This is a genomic window from uncultured Tateyamaria sp. (genome assembly GCF_947488715.1).
Taxonomy (GTDB): domain Bacteria; phylum Pseudomonadota; class Alphaproteobacteria; order Rhodobacterales; family Rhodobacteraceae; genus Tateyamaria.
Genome location: NZ_CANLAG010000001.1, coordinates 383,689 through 401,168 on the forward strand (window position 1 = coordinate 383,689; position 17,480 = coordinate 401,168).

Sequence of the window (17,480 nt, forward strand, 5' to 3'; positions counted from 1 at the left end):
CGGCAAGTCGGGTGCGACGAGATGCAAGGGAACCTCATTCATGTCTGACATCGGCCTGCCTGCGCGGCGCAGTGCGATTTATCTGCTGGATCAGATCATGGGTGAGAGCAAGCTGATGGCTGAGGTGATCGGTGCGGGGGCCTTGGACCGTCTTGAGCCCGGCGACCGTGCGCGGGCCCAGCGGTTGGCCACGGAGACATTGCGCGGGATGGAGCGGGCCGACCGTATCCTGCAGAAACATCTGAGCAAGTACCCACCCCTGACCGTGCGCAATGCCTTGCGCATTGGCACCTATGAACTGTGTCAGGGTGAGGCGGCCCATGGTGTTGTGAATGCCATGGTCGGGATCATTTCCAAGCACAAGCGCTATGGCCACCTCAAGGGGTTGGTGAACGCCGTGTTGCGTAAAGTGGCGGACAAGGGACCGGAACAGTGGCCCGCCCTGCGTACCCCGCGCCTGCCCAAGTGGTTGCGCGCGCCTTTGGTCGACGCGTGGGGGCCGCAGGCCGTGTTGGCGATGGAGGCGGTCCAATTCACTGGCGCGCCGCTCGACCTGACGCCTAAGGGTGATGTGAACGCGGTGGCTGCTGCGGTGGGCGGTACGGTGCTGCCCACGGGGTCGGTGCGGCTGACCGATCCGGGGCAGGTGTCGAGCCTGCCGGGATTTACCGCTGGCGACTGGTGGGTGCAGGACGCAGCCGCCGCCATTCCCGCACGTGTTTTGGACGCGCAGCCGGGCGAAGCGGTACTGGACCTGTGCGCCGCACCGGGCGGCAAGACGATGCAACTGGCCGCTGCTGGCGCTACGGTGACGGCAGTGGACATTTCCGCAGGACGCATGGAGCGGGTGTCGCAAAACCTTGTCCGCACAGGACTGACTGTGGACACGCAAGTGGCGGATGCCTTTGAACTGACGGGTGCCTATGATGCGATCTTGCTGGATGCGCCCTGTTCCGCAACGGGCACGATGCGGCGGCACCCTGATTTGCCCTTTGCCAAGGATGGCTCGGAGTTCGGCGCGCTGATGGACGTGCAGGCGCGGATGCTGGATCACGCGTTGGGCCTGTTGAAACCCGGCGGGCGGTTGGTGTTTTGCACCTGTTCGCTGCTGCCGGACGAGGGCGAGGTGCAGGTCGAAGAGGCATTGGAGCGCCATCCCGGTCTGTCGGTAGATCGCGCCGCACTGGACCGTCCCGGCATTGACCAGAGCTGGATCACCGAAGAGGGCGGACTGCGCCTGCGCCCGGACATGTGGGCGGACCAAGGTGGGATGGATGGGTTCTATGTCGCTTGCCTGCGCAAAAGCTGACGGGACCACGTGACTTGAAGGCGCGGTGCGGCTATGGTGCCGCCAAAGCGCCCAAGACGCACCGAGGCAGTCAGCATGTCCACCCGATATGGGTTTTCCGAACGAAAAGCGCGGTTCCTGAACCGTTGGCATGCCGCGCGCGCAACGCGGGCCAAGGCCGCGACTGCGTTCGTATCCGCGCCCGAGCCGCGCACCATCGGCAGTTTTGCCAAGGGGCGGCAACTGGTGGCGGGTAACTACCTGTTTGCGGGTGCGCTGATCGAAGCGCCCGATACCCCGATCTGGGATGTGGCCATGCCCGACCGCGCCTTCGAGGACGCCGTGCACGGATTTGCCTGGATGGACGATCTGGCGGCGGTGGGCGACGTGTCCACACGGACGCTGGGGCAGACCTGGCTGTGGGGGTGGATTGACCGCTATGGCCGCGGACGTGGGCCGGGCTGGACACCGGACCTGACCGGGCGTCGCCTGATCCGCTGGATCAACCACGCGCTGTTTGTGCTGCGCGGACAGGATGCCGATCTGGCCGAGGCGTTCTATCGCTCGCTTGCGCAACAGACGGAATTTCTATCGAAACGCTGGCACGCAGCCCCGCCGGGGCTGTCGCGGTTCGAGGCGCTCACAGGGTTGATCTATGCCGGTCTGTCGCTCGAGGGCAAAGAGGCGCTGGCCCCGCCCGCCGTCACGGCACTGGCCCGCGAATGTCGTGACCAGATCGACGAACAGGGCGGGTTGCCGACCCGCAATCCGGAAGAACTGCTTGAGGTGTTCACCCTGCTCACATGGGCGGCGGCGGCGCTTACAGCTGCCGAACGCGAAGTGCCACAGGCGCATCTGGCCGCAATTGAACGCATCGCCCCGACCCTGCGCACCTTGCGGCACTCGGACGGCAGCCTTGCGCGGTTTCACGGTGGTGGGCGCGGACAAGAGGGGTGGCTGGATCATGCGCTGGCCGCATCCGGCATCCGCACGCGCCAACCGGACGGGTTGTCGATGGGCTATGCCCGGCTGAGCGCGGGGCGCACCAGCGTGATCATCGACGCGGCCACACCACCCGCACCCGAGGCCAGCCACAACGCCCATGCCTCGACGCTGGCCTTTGAGTTGACGTCGGGACGGCGCCCGTTGGTCGTAAACTGCGGATCAGGCATCAGCTTTGGCGCGGATTGGCGGCGTGCGGGCCGGGCGACGCCGTCGCATTCGGCCCTGTCGCTTGACGGCTATTCCAGCGCCCGCCTTGGGGATGCCGACCGCGCCACCGCGCGTGAAATTCTGATTGATGCCCCCGACCACGTCCCGATCGAGGTCAGCCATGCCCCGGACGGCCTGCGATTTCAGGGGGGGCACAATGGCTATGTCCAGACCCACGGCGTGACCCACGCCCGCCAGCTTGAGCTGACCTTTGACGGACGCGGCATGGCGGGCGAGGATATGTTGCTGGCGCTTGAGGACAACGAAAAGCGCGTGTTCGACAAGGTGATGGACGCCAAGAAACTTGGGGGCATACCCTTTGACATCCGGTTCCACCTGCACCCGGAGGTGGACGCGGCCATCGATATGGGTGGCGCCGCCGTGTCCATGGCGCTCAAGAGCGGTGAGATCTGGGTGTTCCGCCATGACGGCACGCAAAACCTGTCGCTGGAGCCCAGCGTTTTTCTGGAAAAAGGCCGCCTGAAACCGCGTGCCGCTTTGCAAATCGTGCTGACGGGACGTGCGATGGATTATGCCACACGTGTGCGCTGGTCCTTGTCCAAGGCGCAGGAAACTGCCATGGGCATCCGCGACCTGAACCGGGATGAGCCCGGCGAGATCTACGAGTAAAGGACTGCTGCCAACATGACCGACCTGACCCCCGTGCGCCGCGCGTTGATTTCCGTATCCGACAAGACCGGGCTGGTGGAATTTGCCACCGCATTGGCCGGTCACGGCGTGGAACTGCTGAGCACCGGGGGCACGGCGCGCGCCCTGCGCGAGGCCGGTCTGACGGTCAAGGATGTGAGCGACGTCACCGGGTTCCCCGAGATGATGGATGGTCGGGTCAAGACGCTGCACCCGGTCGTACACGGTGGTCTGCTGGCGCTGCGCGACAATGACGACCATGTCGCCGCGATGGAGGAACACGGGATCGGCGCAATCGATCTGGTGGTGGTGAACCTCTATCCGTTCGAAGAGACCGTGGCCAAAGGTGCGGAATACGCTGAGGTCATCGAGAACATCGACATCGGTGGCCCCGCGATGATCCGGTCGGCGGCCAAGAATCATGGGTTTGTGAACATCGTCGTCGATGTGGCCGACTATGATGTCGTGCTGGCCGAGATGGCCGGGAACGACGGCCAGACCACCTATGCCCTGCGGCAGCGGCTGGCGCAGACGGCCTATGCCCGCACGGCGGCCTATGACACCGCCGTCAGCACGTGGATGGCCGCACAGGTGGAGGACACCCCGCGCCGACGCACCTTTGGCGGCGAACTGGCGCAGACGCTGCGCTATGGCGAGAACCCGCATCAGGCGGCGGCATTCTATACGGACGGCTCGGCCCGTCCCGGCGTGGCCACCGCGACCCAGCATCAGGGCAAGGAACTGTCCTACAACAACATCAACGACACCGATGCGGCGTTCGAGCTGGTGAGCGAGTTTGCGGGCAAAGGCCCCGCCTGTGCCATCATCAAGCACGCCAACCCCTGCGGTGTGGCAACGGGGGCCACGTTGAAAGAGGCCTACTCCCGCGCCTTTGACTGTGACCGCACGTCGGCTTTTGGCGGGATCATCGCGCTGAATACCGAACTGGACGGCGACACCGCCCGCGAGATCACCGGCATCTTTACCGAGGTGGTCATCGCCCCTGCGGCAAGCGACGAGGCGCGCGAGGTCTTTGCCGCCAAAAAGAACCTGCGCCTGCTGACCACCGATGGTCTGGCGGATGCGTCGGCGGCGTCGTTGGCCGTCAAACAAGTGTCCGGCGGGTTCCTCGTGCAGGATAAGGATGTGGGCCGGATCAGCGCCGATGACCTCAAGGTCGTGACCAAACGCCAGCCGTCCGAGCAGGAACTTGCCGATCTGCTCTTTGCCTGGACGGTCGCTAAACACGTGAAATCCAATGCCATCATCTACGTGAAGGACGGCGCGACCGTTGGTGTGGGCGCAGGCCAGATGAGCCGCGTGGACAGCACCCGCATCGCCGCGCGCAAAGCACAGGATATGGCCGAAGCCATGGGCCTGCCCGCCCCGCTGACCCAAGGGTCGGTCGTGGCCTCGGACGCGTTCTTTCCCTTTGCCGACGGCCTGATCACGGCGGCGGAGGCAGGTGCCACGGCGCTGATCCAACCCGGCGGGTCGATGCGTGACGACGAGGTGATTGCCGCCGCAGACGAGGCTGGTCTGGCCATGGTCTTTACCGGCATGCGTCATTTCCGGCATTAAGGCGCGTATGAAACTTCTCTGGATCTCTGCGGCTATCGCCTTTGTGCTCGATCAGGTGTCGAAATACCTGGTCATTCACGTCATGGGCGTGTCCCAGTTCAAGCCCGTCGATGTGCTGCCGCCGATCCTGAACTTTCGCTATGGCGAGAACCGTGGCATCAACTTTGGCCTTTTGGGCGAGGGGACAAGCGTCTGGTTGCTGATTGCCATCGCCTGCGCGATCTGCGCGAGCGTACTGTGGTGGATGTGGCGGCACCCCCAGGGGGCCATTGCACGGATTTGTGCAGGTATGTTGATCGGCGGGGCGCTGGCCAACGTGCTGGACCGGGTGCTTTATGGCTTTGTCCTGGATTTTTTGAACATGTCCTGCTGCGGCGTCGACAACCCGTTTGTGTTCAACGTGGCGGATATCTTTATCTTTGCCGGTGCCATCGGCCTTGTCTTTTTTGGCAAGGAAGGCGGATCGGGCAAAACGGGTGCGCGTAAAAAGGGCGCGTGACAACGCGGGCCAAGTTGCGATAATGCGGCCCGAACAAGGGAGAGACGTTCGATGCGACTGATCGCGTGTGCCATGATTGCCGTGACCCTGCTTGCCGCGTGCGAGAACAAGGGCCTGCGCCAGGTCACGTCGCGCGGCGAGGGGCCGGACGAGTTCATCATCGTGCCGTCCAAGCCGCTGCAACAGCCCGAAAGCCTGACTGCACTGCCCACGCCGACGCCCGGCGGGTTCAACCGCACAGATCAACGCCCCCTCGAAGAAAGCGCCGCCGCATTGGGTGGACAGCGCACATCGCCCAACGCACCTGTGCCGGGGGCAGACGGTGCACTGGTCAACCACGCCAGTCGCTTTGGTCGCGAGGCCAATATCCGCGCCACATTGGCCGAGGCAGACGCCGCCTTCCGCAAACGTCAGGCCCGGTTCACACAGTTCCGCCTGATCCGCGAAGACTTCTATAACGAAGCCTACCGGCGCGAGTCGCTCAATGCCGGGCGCACGGCACAACAGTTCCGCCGTGCGGGCATCCCGACGCCCAACGCGCCGCCATCCGGTCGCCGTCGCCGCTGACCACGGGCGATCGGTTGCTCACAAACCCGCCAGCGCCGCTTGAAGCCGGGCGGGCGCACTGTATCTGTTGGTCAACCGACACAAGTCAGGAAATCTTATGATCCGATTGCGTTCCGCCCTGTCCGGGCTTGCCTTGTCCGCTGCTCTGCCGCTTGCGGCACTGGCGGCTGACGTCACCACATTCGAACTGGACAACGGCATGCAGGTTGTCGTCGTCGAGGACAGCCGCGCACCCGTTGTGCAACACATGGTGTGGTACAAGGCCGGGTCCGCCGACGAACCTGTCGGATCTTCGGGCGTGGCGCATTTCCTCGAACACCTGTTGTTCAAGGCCACCGACACCCTCAAGGACGGCGAATTTTCGGCAACCGTGGCGGCCAACGGCGGGCGCGACAACGCCTTTACCAGCTATGACTACACCGCCTATTTCCAGCGTGTCGCGGCAGACCGGCTGGAATTGATGATGCGCATGGAATCCGACCGGATGCGCAACATCAACTTTACCGATCAGAACGTGGCGACCGAGCGGGACGTGATCCTCGAGGAACGCAACCAACGTACCGACAGCAACCCCCGCGCGCTGTTCTCTGAACAGATGAACGCCGCGCAGTACCTCAACCACCGGTACGGCGTACCGATCATCGGCTGGCGTCACGAGATGGAGACGTTGGACAAGGCGGACGCGCTGGGCTTTTACGACACTTACTATTATCCCAACAACGCGATCCTCGTGGTGTCGGGTGGCGTGGACCCCGATGAGGTTCGCGTACTGGCCGAGAAATACTATGGCGTGATCCCCGCCAATCCCGATCTGCCCGAACGGGTGCGCAGCGCCGAGCCACCGCAAACCGCAGAACGCCGCCTGATCTACCGCGACGCACGTGTGGCGCAGGAATATGTCAGCCGGTCCTACCTCGCGCCTGAACGTGATCCGGGTGATCAACGGGCGGCGGCTGCGTTGACCTTGCTGGCCGAAGTGCTGGGTGGCGGGCAGACCAGCTATATGACTGAAAAGCTGCAGTTCGAGGAACAGAAGGTCGTGTTCTCGGGCGCGTTCTATCGGGGTGTGTCACTGGATGACACGACCTTTGACGTGGTGGTTGTGCCGGTGCCGGGCCTGTCCTTGCAAGAGGTCGAGGACGCCATGGATGCCACGCTGGCCCAATTCCTGCAGGACGGTGTGGATGAGGAATTGCTGGAGCGGATCAAGTATCAACTGCGCGCCAACGAGATCTACGAACGCGACAATGTTGACGGGATCGCCCGCCGCTACGGCGCTGCGATGTCCGTTGGCCTGACGGTCGAAGACATCCAGTCGTGGCCGGATGTTTTGCAGTCGGTGACAAGCGACGAAATCATGGAGGCCGCGCGCATGGTGCTGAACCGCGATGCGTCGGTGACCGGCTGGCTGACCAAACCTGAGGCGGAGGTGACACAATGAACAAGGTCGTGACACGTTTTCTGGGTGCCGTGATGGTGGCACTGGCTGCGGCGTTGCCCGCGCGCGCCGAAGTCGAGATCACCGAAGTTGTCAGTCCCGGTGGCATCACCGCCTGGCTGGTGCAAGAGCCGTCGATCCCCTTCATGGCGCTCGAACTGCGGTTCCGGGGTGGCGCGTCGCTTGACGCACCGGGCAAGCGCGGGGCGATCAATCTTATGACTGGCCTGCTCGAAGAAGGGGCGGCCGATCTGGACGCGCGCGCCTTTGCCCGCGAGCTGGAACGCCTTGCGGCGTCCTTTGACTATGACATCAGCGATGATGCCCTGTCGGTGTCGGCGCGGTTCCTTAGTGAAAACCGGGGTGCAGCGGTCGAGTTGCTGCGCAAGTCGATCATCGAGCCGAGCTTTGGCCAGGTGGCACTGGACCGGGTGCGGGGGCAGGTGCTGACGGGGCTGCGCTCCGATGCCAAGGACCCCAACGAGATTGCGCGTGCCGCCTTTGACAAGATGGCCTACGGCGATCACCCCTATGGATCGAATTTCCGCGGCACGATCGAAAGTGTCGAAGCGTTGACCCGCGATGACATGCTGGCCGCACATGGCGCGGTGTTTGCCAAGGACAGGCTTTATGTCGGTGCGGTCGGTGACATCACGCCTGACGAGTTGGGTGTGCTGTTGGATGATCTGCTGGGCGCGCTGCCCGATGAGGGTGCGCCACAGCCCGGTCCGGCGCAGGTATTGATCGAGGGCGGCACCACGGTTGTGCCATTCGATACGCCGCAGTCGGTGGCGATTTTCGGTCAGCGCGGGATTGAGCAGGAGGATCCGGATTTCTTTGCCGCGCGCGTGCTGAACCAGGTGCTGGGTGCAGGCGGGTTCGAGAGCCGTCTGATGACCGAAGTGCGCGAGAAACGTGGATTGACCTACGGTGTCTATTCCTTCCTCGTGCCGCAGGACCACGCGGCGACGTTCCAGGGGCAGGTGGCCTCAGCCAATGAGCGCGTGGCCGAAGCGGTGTCGGTGATCCGCGACGAGTGGGCGCGTACTGCGGTCGAGGGTGTGACGCAGGAAGAGCTGGACGCCGCCAAGACCTATGTGACCGGTGCATATCCGCTGCGGTTCGATGGCAACGGCCCCATTGCGCGGATCATGGTGGGGATGCAGATGCTGGGCTTGCCCATCGACTACATTGCCACCCGCAATGAAAAGGTTGAGGCGGTAACCCTGGATGATGTGAAGCGCGTGGCGGGTGAGTTGCTGGATCCCGAGGGCCTGCACTTTGTCGTGGTGGGCCAACCCGTCGGGTTGGAGAGCACCGTCGCCAATTGAGTGCTGACGCACACACGATGTTTGACCCCCGCGCTGTGCGCGGGGGTTTTTTGTTGGGGCGCTGCCCCAAACCCCGAGGTATTTCTGGCGAAAGGAAGGGCTATTCGCCGTAGGGGATCCAGACGGTTTTGATTTCTGTGGAGGCTTGCAGGAAGGGTTTGCCTTCGCCCTCGGGGCCGAACCAGTCGCGCGCCAGGGCTGCGTTGACCCAGGTGCGTTTGAGGTTGCCTGCGGCTGCGTGTTCGATGGTGGCCGAGAGGTCGCTGCCGGAGAAGGACCAGACTGCGTCGATGTTGAGGTGTTTGCCCATGTGGGGGGCGAGGTCGGCGTGGTCGCCTGTCAGGATGTTGACGACGCCGCCCGGCACGTCGGAGGTGTCGAGCACCTGATAGAAGTCGGTGGCGGCCAGCGGGAAGGGTTGCGAGGCGGCGAGGATGACGCGGTTGCCCATGGCGATCGCGGGCGCCATGCAGGAGATGAGGCCTAGCAGTGGAGCCTCGTCCGGGCAGAGGGCTGCGATGATGCCGGTGGGTTCGTTCATCGCAAGCGCCACGCCGCGCAGGGGCACGCCCTTGGCCGCGCCGTCGTATTTGTCGGCCCACGCGGCGTAGGTAAAGAGGCGCTGGATGGAGGCGTCGACTTCTTTGTCACCGTTGCGTCCGCCCTGCATCGCATTCAGCCGTGCGGCGAATTCATCGGCCCGCGCGGAGAGGTTTTCGGCGATGTAGTAGAGGATTTGCGCGCGCAGGTGGCCGGAGCTCTTGCCCCAGCCCTTGGCAGCTGCGGCGGCTTCGACGGCATTGCGCAGGTCCTTGCGGTTGGCGAGGCTGGTCTGGCCCAGAAGCGCGCCGTTCTTGCCGTAGACATTGCGGGAATAGCCGCCGTCGGGGCGCGCCTGTTTGCCGCCGATATAGAGTTTTGCGGTGCGGTCCAGTGGGCCGGCGGGAGCGGCATCGCCGGTGAAGGCAGCAATGGGTTTGATCCGTTTGGGTTTGTCTGCGGGCTTGGTGTAAGCCATGAGCCCTTCCCAGCCGCCTTCGCGTCCGAACCCGCTTTCGCGGACCCCGCCAAAGCCTGCGGCGGCGTCAAAGAGGTTGGTGGCGTTCACCCAGACCACGCCTGCGGCCAGTTTCGGCGCGATATCCAGGGCGAGGTTCACGTTCTCGGTCCAAAGCGTCGCGGCCAGCCCGTAGCGGGTGTTGTTGGCCAGTTCGACCGCTTCGGACGGCGTGCGGAAGGTGGTGGAGACGAGGACGGGGCCAAAGATCTCCTCCTGCATCAACGTGTCGGCGGTGTTGAGGCCGGTGATGAGCGTGGGTGGGTAATAGCAGCCTGTCTCGGGCAAAGCCGTTTGCGCCTGATAGGTATCCCCTGCGGTGTTGTCCGCGACCATCCGTGTGATGGTTTCGAGCTGGACCGGGTCGACGACGGCGCCCACATCGATGCTCTTGTCCAGCGGGTCGCCGATGCGCAGTTTGTCCATGCGCGCGCGCAGTTTGGCATAGAAGGCGTCGGCCACGGGTTCGTGCACCAACAGGCGCGACCCGGCGCAACACACCTGGCCCTGATTGAACCAGATGGCGTCGACCAGCCCTTCGACGGCTGAGTCGAGATCGGCGTCGTCAAAGACGATGTAGGGGGATTTGCCGCCCAGTTCGAGCGTCAGCGCCTTGCCCGTGCCTGCCGTGGCCTCGCGGATGCGGCGGCCCACGGCGGTGGAGCCGGTAAAGGCAATCTTGTCCACGTCTGCATCGACCAGAGCGGCACCCGTATCGCCATCGCCCGTGACGATGTTCACAACACCCGGGGGCACGCCCGCCTCGGTGCAGATTTCGGCAAAAACCATCGCAGACAGCGATGTGTATTCGGCGGGTTTCAGGACAACGGTGTTGCCCATGGCCAGCGCGGGCGCGATCTTCCACGCCAGCATCAGCAGGGGGAAGTTCCAAGGGATGATCTGGCCACACACGCCCAGTGGCACGCGGTCGGGCAGTGTATCGTCCATCAACTGGGCAAAGCCCGCGTGGTGATAAAAATGCCGGATCGCCAGGGGCACGTCGATGTCGCGGCTTTCGCGTATCGGTTTGCCGTTGTCGAGCGTTTCCATGACCGCCAGCAGACGGCTGTGTTTCTGCATCAGGCGGGCCATGGCATAAAGGACGCGGGCGCGTGTGTGGCCCGATTTGGCCCATGCTGGTTGCGCCTTGCGTGCGGCAGCGACGGCGGTTGCGACCTCGTCCGCCGTACCCTTGGTAACGCCTGCAAGCTTGTCACCGGTGGCCGGGTTGCGCGCGGCAAAATCGTCGCGGAGCGGACCCCACTGGCCGTTGATGTAGTGGCCCGCGATGCCGCCGCGATCGGCGATCCATTTCAACGCTTCGCCTGCAGCCTCGGGGGCCGTGCCGTAGTCCATGGTCTCGAATATGTCTTTGACGGTCATCGTTTTTCCTCAAAGTTCCCAGGCTCACACCAAAAGACTGTTTTTACGTCAGGTTGCTCTTTGAACAGTGTTGCTGCCAACCAACAATTCTCGAAATTGTAATCCCGCCCAGAAGATGCATCAAAGGTGGCGACGTGAATTCTCATTTGAGCATCAAGCAGAGAATTCCTGTACAGAGTGTAGGTCTGGTCTCCTGCGCTTGCGAAGTTTGGGGCGAACAATTGGGCCACCACTAGGATGGGGACCAATGCGCTTTTCTTCACATGGAACCGAGCAAAATGACTTATTTTCCAGCTACCTTGCATGAAATGCCCAGTCACCCGATTGCGTGGCGGTAGCCGGCGGAATAGGCGCCGGTCAGGTGGTGTTCCAACTGGCGCTCGATATCGCCCAAGAGTGACGACGCGCCAAAGCGGAAGAGGTCGGGCATCAGCCAGCGGTCGCCCAGTTCCTCCTTGATCAGGCTCAGATAGACCAGCGCGTCCTTGGCCTTGGAAATCCCGCCCGCGGGTTTGTAGCCCACACGATGCCCGGTCTGGTCGTAAAAGTCGCGGATCGCGCGGATCATCACGAGGCTGACGGGCAGGGTGGCGTTCACGCTTTCCTTGCCGGTCGAAGTCTTGATGAAATCCGCCCCCGCCATCATGCACACCAGCGACGCACGCGCCACGTTGCGCAGCGTGCCCAGCTCGCCCGTGGCGAGGATCGCCTTGACGTGGGCATCGCCGCAGGCCGCGCGCATCTGTGCCATCTCGTCATAAAGCGCCTGCCAGTTGCCCTCGAGCACGTGGCGGCGCGAGATGACGATGTCGATCTCGGAGGCACCCGCGGCAACGCCGTCGCGGATTTCCTGCAAGCGCAGGGGAAAGGGCGACAGGCCGGCGGGAAAGCCGGTGGAAACAGCCGCCACCGGAATTCCCGTGCCGCGCAGAGCCGTGACCGCTGCGGGGATCATCTCGTGATAGACACATACCGCCCCGGTGGTCAGGCCGGGCATTCCCAGTGCTTCCAACATTTCAGCGCGCACAGGCTGGCGAGCCTTGGCGCACAACCGCTGCACGCGCCGCTCGGTGTCGTCGCCCGACAGGGTGGTCAGGTCGATCAGGCTCACCGCCTTGAGCAGCCACGCGGCTTGGTGATCCTTCTTGATCGACCGGCGACCGGGCAGGGTGGCGCAGCGTCGCTCAATGGCCGAAGTGTTGGCCTGTACGCGTCGGACCCAATCCATATCCAGCGGCTGACCCGGATTGCGCGGCTCTGTGACCTGCGGCAATTGCGCAGTCGTGCCTGTCTGGATGTCGGCGGTGCGGGTGGTCTCGTGCATCTGGGCAATCCTTTCGGACATTGGTCCCGTTGAACGGGGCAGGCCATGGAAGTCGCATGCAACGCGGGATTTGGCAAGCGTCGGCCCCTGCACAATCTCTGCACAAATGCCTGCACAAGCGATGCACATCGCAGCGTCATACCCGTCTTCAAAGGCCAGACAAAAAGGGACAGCGCCATGAAGACGATGATCGTGCGGGGCATACCGCTTGCCATGCAACAGGACGGGTGGTGGTTGAACAGCGCCGAGCGCGAACCCGCTGACCGACCAGATACCGGACGTCAGCAGCGCCAACAAAGGGACCTGACGCGGGCCGCGATGCTGGGCTTGTTGATTGCGCTGGGCGATGCACTGGTCTGGCAAGTTGTGCCGGGCCTCAGCCTAGCGGTGCTGGGGGCGGCGGTGTTTCTGGTGGGGCTTGGCCTGGCATGGCCGCGCCTGTCGGTCCGCACCCGCGTCACGGCCGGTGGGGGTGCGATGCTCAGCCTCTTGCCGCTGGTCGAACTGGTGCAACCGTTGTCGGTGCTTGTCGCACTTGCCGGGCTGTCAGCTGTGGCTGTGGTTCTGGCTGGTGTGCAGCGCGCCGACCTGATGCGCGCGATCATGCGGCTGTGGTGGATCGCCCCAACGCAAACCGTGACCGACAGCGTACGGAGCGTGCGCGCACTGCAACATGTCCGTCCGCGCGGCATCGACCTGCGTGCGTTGGCGATGGGGTGGGCACTGCCCGGCCTTGCCACGTTGATCTTTGGTGCGCTGCTGGCCGGGGCCAACCCGGTGTTGGACCGTGTGTTGATACAGATCACCACGTGGGAAGTACCTGCGCCGGACATGTGGCGGCTGTGGTTCTGGATCTTTCTCGGGGCTGCGATCTGGCCCGTGCTGGTCGCCTACCGCATGCGCGAGCGGTTGCAATACCGCCGCCCCGCCCGTGCAACCGTGGTCCGTCCGGGCCTGATCAATGCGCAATCGGTGGCGCGGTCGCTTGTGGCCTTCAACGCGCTCTTTGCCGTGCAGACGGGGATGGACGTGCTGTACCTCTACGGCAATGTGGCGCTGCCTGAAGGGATCAGCCCGGCATCCTATGCCCACCGAGGGGCCTATCCGTTGCTGGCAACGGCGCTTCTGGCGGGGCTGTTTGCGGTGCTGGCGCGGCCTCATCTGGGCGCACGGCCTGTGGTGCGGATGCTGATGATGCTGTGGCTGGCGCAGACGCTTGCGCTGGTCTTTGCTTCCGTGTGGCGGCTTGACCTCTATGTCGACACGTTTGGTCTCACCCGGTTGCGCCTTGCCGCCTATATCTGGATGGGCGTGGTGGCCGTGGGCCTTGGCATCACCGCGCAACAGGTCTGGCAGGACCGCCCAACTGGCTGGATGACCAAGCGTTGCGCGATCCTGGGCGCAGTGGTCCTCTATGCCTGCACCATCGTGAACTTTGACAACCTGGTGGCGCAGCACAACCTGACCCGAAACGTGCCCGAAGATCGCAAGATGCTGTGCGAACTCAGCGAAGGCGCGATGCCCGCCATCACACGGTTGACCGGGATGAATGCCAGTGCATTCTGTGACCGCTACTATTTCCACCCGACGCTCTTTCAGCCGGATGACTGGCGCGAATGGGGCTTTCGCAACTGGCGGGTGCGCCGTAGCCTTGCGGCCATCGCGAACCAGGGCGCAGCAGAATGAGCACCGCAGACCTCTTGATTGTCGACGACGATCCGCACATCCGTTCCGTGCTGCGCGTCGGCCTGACACAAGCAGGGTACACAGTGACCGAGGCGGGGGATGGTGCCGAAGGGCTGGCCAAGGCGCAGTCGGGCCGCTTCGACCTGATCATCCTCGACATCGGCCTGCCCGAGATGGATGGCCTCGCCGTGTGCCGCACCCTGCGGGCGACCCACGCAACGCCGGTCCTGTTCCTGACGGCCCGCCAGGACGAGATCGACCGTGTGCTGGGTTTTGAGATGGGCGGCGACGACTATGTGACCAAACCGTTCTCGCCGCGTGAACTGACGGCGCGCGTGGGGGCGATCCTGAAACGCACGCTGGACCGCGGTGCATCCGGATTGGTGCGCGGTGTGCTGCGGGTCGATCCGGCGCGCCACCTCTGCGATGTGGGTGGCACGCCCGTGACCCTCACCGCGCGCGAGATGGAGATTTTGGCCCATCTGATGGCAAAACCGGACCGCATCGCGCCCCGCACGACACTCACCGACATGCTGTACGGGACCCGTGTGACTGTAAGCGACCGCACCGTCGATAGCCACCTGCGCAATCTGCGTGGCAAACTGGCGGCGGCGGGCTGTGGCGACGCCATTGAAACCGTGCATGGCATCGGCATCCGGATGGGGCCATGCGCGGGATCGTAAGGAAATGGCGCCCACCGCTTGCGCTGGTGGTGGGCGGCGCGCTGGTCGGGGTGTTTGCCCTGCCGATCTTGGGGCTGGTGTCGCTCCGGCTTTGGGGGGACGTGCTGGGCTGGGGCGAGGCGGCAACACTGGTTGTGGTGCTGGCGCTCGTGGCCACAACGGTGCTTGGCCTGCTGCTGTGGCGTCTGGTGCTGCGCCCTGTCTATGCGCTGACCGACTATGCCCGCGCGATGAAGGCGGGCGAGGCCCCGCAAGCCCCGACCCAGTTCGGCACGCCGGAATTCAGCGCATTGGGTGCCAGCGTGATGGCCATGGGCAACAGCCTGCACAGCCGCGCCGAAGGGATGAAGGCCTATTCGGATCACGTCGCCCACGAGCTGACGTCGCCGTTGACGGCGATCCGGGGGGCGGCGGAATTGCTGGAAACTGCCCCGCCACCGGACGACGCGGCGACCCTCAGCACGACGATCCGCGCAGCGTCCGATCGGATGCAGACCCTGCTGGACGATCTGGGCCACCACGCCCGTGCCGGAACCAGCGCCGGGCCGGGCACCAGCCGCCTGAGTGCCGTGGCCGCCGACCTGCCGGAGATGCCGCTCGACATCGGTGTAACGGCGGACGGCGCTGTGCCGCTCGACGCGCAGGACCTGCACACAATCCTGACGCAACTGGCCCGCAACGCCGCCGAACACGGGGCCACGCGCCTTGACCTCAGTGTCCTTGAGGCGGGGATACAGGTGACCGATGACGGGCCGGGCATCAGCACGGGCAACCGCGCCCGCATCTTTGATCCGTTCTTTACCACGCGGCGCGAACAGGGCGGCACCGGGATGGGTCTCAGCATCGTTCGCAGCCTGTTGGCCGCACGGGGTGGCCGCATTTCGCTGGCGGATTCGATCCAAGGTGCTGCTTTTCTCATCACGTTTGATTGAAAACGGCGCTTTATCGGCGAGAAAACTGAGAATCATTCTCAATCCAATTGATTTTCTGCGAATGACTCTCATATTCAATCTCATGAAACACAAACACACCCCCGTTCTGTCCCGTCGCGCCCTGTTGGCAGGGATGGCGGCTTTTGCGGCGACGCCCGCGCTGGCGGCGCAGCCTCTGAACATCGTGACCACGACAGGCATGATCGCGGATATGGTCCGCGCCGTGGGCGGGGACGTGGTGAACGTGACCGCGTTGATGGGACCGGGTGTTGACCCGCACGCCTATCGACAAACCCGCAGCGACATCGTCGCCATGACCCGCGCCGACGCGGTGCTGTGGCACGGCCTCTACCTCGAGGCGCAAATGGAGGCGTTTCTGGCCGATCTCGGGCGCAAACGCCCGGTCCATGCCATTGCCGATACGCTGGACCCCGCGCGCCTGCTGTCACACGAGGACTATGCCGGGCGTTATGATCCGCATGTGTGGATGGACCCCGACCTTTGGGTGCAATGTCTGCCTGCGGTTGTTGCGACCCTGTCCGACCTGCGCCCTGCGGCGCGTGACCAGTTCAAGGCGAATGCGGCCGCCTTCACGGCCGAGGCGGCGGCGCTGTCGGACTATGCGCGCACCTCGCTTTTGTCCGTGGCGCCCGAGCGCCGTGTGTTGCTGACGGCGCATGACGCCTTTGGCTACTTTGGTTCGGCCTACGGGTTTGATGTGCTGGGCATTCAGGGCATCTCGACCGAAAGCGAGGCGGGCCTGAACCGCATCAGCACGTTGGTGGACACGCTTGTGGACCGTGACCTGCCTGCCGTGTTTGTCGAAACCTCCGTGTCGGATCGCAACATCCGCGCCCTTGTCGAAGGGGCCGGTGCGCGCGGCCATGAGGTTCAGATCGGCGGCGCACTCTTTTCCGACGCGATGGGGCCGGACGGCACCTATGAAGGCACGTGGTTCGGCATGATCGACCACAACGTGACCACCATCGCGCGCGCGCTGGGTGGCGACGTGCCAGCCACCGGACGCCTTGGCAAACTGAGGGGCAGCGCATGACCCTCGCACTTGTCACCGCGGGCGCACAGCCCGATGAGGCCGCGCGCCGCGCCAGCCCGCTGGCCGTACGTGGCCTGACCGTGTCCTATGGTCAGACGCCTGCGATCTTTTCGGTGGATGTGACTGTGCGCACGGGTGCCATGACGGCGATTGTCGGGCCAAACGGCGCGGGCAAATCCACGCTTCTCAAGGCCGCGCTCAATGTTGTGAAACCGCTGGCGGGGACGGTGACCGTTTTGGGGCAGCCGCTGGCACAGATGCGCGATCGCATTGCCTATGTGCCGCAACGCGCCAGTGTCGACTGGGATTTCCCGACCCGCGTGATCGACGTGGTGATGATGGGCATGTACCGCAAACTGGGCCTGTTGGGCCGGGTGCGCGCCACGCACCGTTCGCAGGCCATGGCCTGCCTCGACCGGGTGGGCATGGCCGACTTTGCCACCCGCCAGATCGGCCAGCTTTCGGGGGGGCAGCAACAGCGCGTGTTCCTCGCCCGTGCCCTCGCCCAAGAGGCGGACATCTACCTGCTGGACGAACCCTTTGCCGGGGTCGATGCCGCCACGGAAAAGGCGATCATCGCCGTGCTCAAGTCCCTGCGTGACACAGGCCGTACCGTTGTTGCCGTGCATCACGACCTGGCCACCGTGCCGGACTATTTCGACGAGGTTGTCCTGCTGAACACCCAGGTCATTGCCGCAGGCCCCGTGGCCGAGGTCTTTACCGAAGACAACCTGCACACGGCCTATGGCGGCCGCCTGACCACCGCCCGCGCCGACCCCGAAAGCGTGGCGGGCTGA

The 17,480-nt window shown here is 64.3% G+C and carries 14 protein-coding genes; 12 read left to right on the forward strand and 2 right to left on the reverse strand.

The features are described from left to right. Window positions 1-40: 40 nt before the first annotated feature. The 7 genes from Q0936_RS01870 to Q0936_RS01900 all read left to right on the forward strand — a co-directional run bounded on the left by Q0936_RS01870 (window position 41) and on the right by Q0936_RS01900 (window position 8,564). On the forward strand, window positions 41-1,309 hold the full coding sequence (locus Q0936_RS01870) for an RsmB/NOP family class I SAM-dependent RNA methyltransferase (protein WP_299139068.1): 1,269 nt from the start codon (window positions 41-43) through the stop codon (window positions 1,307-1,309). A 75-nt stretch (window positions 1,310-1,384) separates the two neighbouring features. After that, entirely contained in the window at window positions 1,385-3,130 is a 1,746-nt protein-coding gene (locus Q0936_RS01875) for a heparinase II/III family protein (RefSeq protein WP_299297678.1), read from the forward strand. A gap of 15 nt (window positions 3,131-3,145) precedes the next feature. Beyond that, window positions 3,146-4,729: a bifunctional phosphoribosylaminoimidazolecarboxamide formyltransferase/IMP cyclohydrolase gene (purH, locus tag Q0936_RS01880; protein WP_299297679.1), complete on the forward strand. Its 1,584-nt coding sequence runs from the start codon at window positions 3,146-3,148 to the stop codon at window positions 4,727-4,729. Between the two features lie 7 nt (window positions 4,730-4,736). Further along, entirely contained in the window at window positions 4,737-5,228 is a 492-nt protein-coding gene (gene lspA, locus Q0936_RS01885) for a signal peptidase II (RefSeq protein WP_299297680.1), read from the forward strand. 51 nt (window positions 5,229-5,279) lie between these two features. Then, on the forward strand, window positions 5,280-5,795 hold the full coding sequence (locus Q0936_RS01890; protein WP_299297681.1) for a DUF3035 domain-containing protein: 516 nt from the start codon (window positions 5,280-5,282) through the stop codon (window positions 5,793-5,795). A gap of 97 nt (window positions 5,796-5,892) precedes the next feature. Further along, on the forward strand, window positions 5,893-7,236 hold the full coding sequence (locus tag Q0936_RS01895; protein WP_299297682.1) for a pitrilysin family protein: 1,344 nt from the start codon (window positions 5,893-5,895) through the stop codon (window positions 7,234-7,236). Then, window positions 7,233-8,564, forward strand: a complete 1,332-nt coding sequence (locus Q0936_RS01900) for a pitrilysin family protein (RefSeq protein ID WP_299297683.1) — start codon at window positions 7,233-7,235, stop codon at window positions 8,562-8,564. Before Q0936_RS01895 ends, Q0936_RS01900 begins: the two co-directional genes overlap by 4 nt. Window positions 8,565-8,664: 100 nt before the next feature. Here Q0936_RS01900 and Q0936_RS01905 read toward each other — a convergent pair whose 3' ends face one another. Further along, window positions 8,665-11,004 carry an aldehyde dehydrogenase family protein gene (locus Q0936_RS01905; protein ID WP_299297684.1) on the reverse strand — a complete coding sequence of 780 codons (2,340 nt, stop codon included), beginning with the start codon at window positions 11,002-11,004 and terminating at the stop codon, window positions 8,665-8,667. Window positions 11,005-11,320: 316 nt separating this feature from the next. Next, complete coding sequence (gene deoC / locus Q0936_RS01910) at window positions 11,321-12,328, reverse strand: deoxyribose-phosphate aldolase (RefSeq protein ID WP_299297685.1); 1,008 nt, start codon at window positions 12,326-12,328, stop codon at window positions 11,321-11,323. A 177-nt stretch (window positions 12,329-12,505) separates the two neighbouring features. Here deoC and Q0936_RS01915 point away from each other — a divergent pair, with 177 nt between their 5' ends. From Q0936_RS01915 to Q0936_RS01935, 5 genes are all read left to right on the forward strand, one after another. Continuing rightward, window positions 12,506-14,014 carry a DUF4153 domain-containing protein gene (locus tag Q0936_RS01915; RefSeq protein WP_299297686.1) on the forward strand — a complete coding sequence of 503 codons (1,509 nt, stop codon included), beginning with the start codon at window positions 12,506-12,508 and terminating at the stop codon, window positions 14,012-14,014. After that, the gene (locus Q0936_RS01920; protein ID WP_299297687.1) at window positions 14,011-14,697 is read left to right on the forward strand and encodes a response regulator transcription factor; all 687 of its coding nucleotides are present in this window, start codon (window positions 14,011-14,013) and stop codon (window positions 14,695-14,697) included. The genes Q0936_RS01915 and Q0936_RS01920 overlap by 4 nt, the downstream gene beginning before the upstream one ends. Continuing rightward, window positions 14,682-15,629 carry a HAMP domain-containing sensor histidine kinase gene (locus Q0936_RS01925; protein ID WP_299297688.1) on the forward strand — a complete coding sequence of 316 codons (948 nt, stop codon included), beginning with the start codon at window positions 14,682-14,684 and terminating at the stop codon, window positions 15,627-15,629. The genes Q0936_RS01920 and Q0936_RS01925 overlap by 16 nt, the downstream gene beginning before the upstream one ends. An 82-nt stretch (window positions 15,630-15,711) precedes the next feature. Next, window positions 15,712-16,683, forward strand: coding sequence for a zinc ABC transporter substrate-binding protein (locus tag Q0936_RS01930; RefSeq protein WP_299297689.1), 972 nt, complete (start codon window positions 15,712-15,714; stop codon window positions 16,681-16,683). After that, window positions 16,680-17,480, forward strand: coding sequence for a metal ABC transporter ATP-binding protein (locus Q0936_RS01935; RefSeq protein WP_299297690.1), 801 nt, complete (start codon window positions 16,680-16,682; stop codon window positions 17,478-17,480). The genes Q0936_RS01930 and Q0936_RS01935 overlap by 4 nt, the downstream gene beginning before the upstream one ends.

Bases quoted from the DNA above. Each gene is read 5' to 3' on its own strand.
- deoC (WP_299297685.1), bottom strand. From the start codon at position 12,328: ATGCACGAGACCACCCGCACCGCCGACATCCAGACAGGCACGACTGCG.
- Q0936_RS01895 (WP_299297682.1), top strand. From the start codon at position 5,893: ATGATCCGATTGCGTTCCGCCCTGTCCGGGCTTGCCTTGTCCGCTGCT.
- lspA (WP_299297680.1), top strand. From the start codon at position 4,737: ATGAAACTTCTCTGGATCTCTGCGGCTATCGCCTTTGTGCTCGATCAG.
- Q0936_RS01900 (WP_299297683.1), top strand. From the start codon at position 7,233: ATGAACAAGGTCGTGACACGTTTTCTGGGTGCCGTGATGGTGGCACTG.
- Q0936_RS01920 (WP_299297687.1), top strand. From the start codon at position 14,011: ATGAGCACCGCAGACCTCTTGATTGTCGACGACGATCCGCACATCCGT.
- Q0936_RS01875 (WP_299297678.1), top strand. From the start codon at position 1,385: ATGTCCACCCGATATGGGTTTTCCGAACGAAAAGCGCGGTTCCTGAAC.
- Q0936_RS01925 (WP_299297688.1), top strand. From the start codon at position 14,682: ATGCGCGGGATCGTAAGGAAATGGCGCCCACCGCTTGCGCTGGTGGTG.
- Q0936_RS01930 (WP_299297689.1), top strand. From the start codon at position 15,712: ATGAAACACAAACACACCCCCGTTCTGTCCCGTCGCGCCCTGTTGGCA.
- Q0936_RS01935 (WP_299297690.1), top strand. From the start codon at position 16,680: ATGACCCTCGCACTTGTCACCGCGGGCGCACAGCCCGATGAGGCCGCG.
- Q0936_RS01890 (WP_299297681.1), top strand. From the start codon at position 5,280: ATGCGACTGATCGCGTGTGCCATGATTGCCGTGACCCTGCTTGCCGCG.
- Q0936_RS01905 (WP_299297684.1), bottom strand. From the start codon at position 11,004: ATGACCGTCAAAGACATATTCGAGACCATGGACTACGGCACGGCCCCC.
- Q0936_RS01915 (WP_299297686.1), top strand. From the start codon at position 12,506: ATGAAGACGATGATCGTGCGGGGCATACCGCTTGCCATGCAACAGGAC.
- Q0936_RS01870 (WP_299139068.1), top strand. From the start codon at position 41: ATGTCTGACATCGGCCTGCCTGCGCGGCGCAGTGCGATTTATCTGCTG.
- purH (WP_299297679.1), top strand. From the start codon at position 3,146: ATGACCGACCTGACCCCCGTGCGCCGCGCGTTGATTTCCGTATCCGAC.